The 1,289-nt window shown below is 64.4% G+C and carries 2 pseudogenes; both read left to right on the plus strand.

Annotated features, from left to right (window positions below):
• Positions 1-200 (plus strand): annotated as a pseudogene (locus JCM25156_RS25660) (hypothetical protein); the annotation flags it as partial.
• Positions 201-419: 219 nt separating this feature from the next.
• Positions 420-1,289: pseudogene (locus JCM25156_RS16945) on the plus strand (lytic transglycosylase domain-containing protein); the annotation flags it as partial.

A 1,289-nucleotide genomic window follows, 5' to 3' on the forward strand; every position in this document is an offset into this window, starting at 1 on the left:
GCAACCTGCCCGTATCCGTCCTGCTGGGGGAACGCACGACAGCCGCGCGCATGCGTGGGCGCTGGCGCGAAATCACCCTGCCCGCAAACCCCGGTCAGCCGGGGCCCGCGCCCACATTTCAAGCCCTGCCCATGCGCCACCCGCTGCAATTGCGCGCGAGTGCCACGCGCGCCGTGACACATGGAAAGACATGCTTCTGATCCGCGAAACACTCGAGAGTATATCTGGCGGGTAGCAAGGGGTAATTGCGTAATCTTTCCGGGGTATTAGCATATGGCAGGGCAGGTATTCATTCGCATTTCAATGTATGTTTCCCTCTGTTACATCTGGTTCCTGTATCTGTTCTGAAAACTTATTTACCACCACGCAAGAAGCTGGCTATTGCTTTCTGTCTGCATTGCGCCTACATCCCCACCGCTATGCGAGGGACAACCAATACCCCCCATCATGCCGTGACGGCCTTTCTGGCAGGCGCGGCATTTCTGGCAGGGGCGGCGTTCGCGCCGCTGCGTGCCCAAACAGTGGAAGCCAGAGCGACGGATCAGGATCCGAGCGCGCACGGTGACCATAACGAGGAAACGGCGCTCGCCCTTCCACGCCTGCCCGCACATGGCAGCGCCAGGTTGCCGCGCCCCCTCGCGCCTGAAGACGTCAGCCGCATCCGCAGGGTTTTCAAGCTTCAGGCCGATGGCGATTTCACCACCGCCATCCGTGAAACCGCCGCCATCCATGACGATACCCTGCTGGGCGACCTGCTGGCGGCGCGCTACCTCAATCCCGCCTACCACGCCGATGCGGGGCAGCTCCGGCTCTGGCTGCGCACGTTCTCGGGGCTGGCGGATTCACCCGCCATCTATTCCATGCTGGCCGCGATGCCATCGCACGGTGGCCCGCTTCCCCCCGCCCCCGCGCGCAACGCGCTGGACGGCAACAGCAGCCACCCGCCACAGCATATCCACCTGCCGGAGGAAGATGACCCCTCCCTGCGGGTTTTCACCCGCAACAGCCTGCTCGACCACACCGTGCGTGAACGCGCGGCGCAGGGCGCGAAGGGGGCACGCAGCGCCCTGCGCCTGATCGCCACGACACCGGGCATGAATGACCTGTACGCGGCCCACCTGCAGGCGGAAATCGCCATGGCCATGTTCAGCAATGGTGAAAACCGGCTGGCCATGTCCATCGCCCGCGAGGCATTTGAAAAATCCGGCCAGCGCCTCGGGCTGGCGGGATATGTCGCCGGTCTGTCCGCATGGCGGCAGGGGCGGCCCGACATGGCCGGCCCCCTGTTC

It is taken from the genome of Komagataeibacter kakiaceti JCM 25156 (assembly GCF_000613305.1).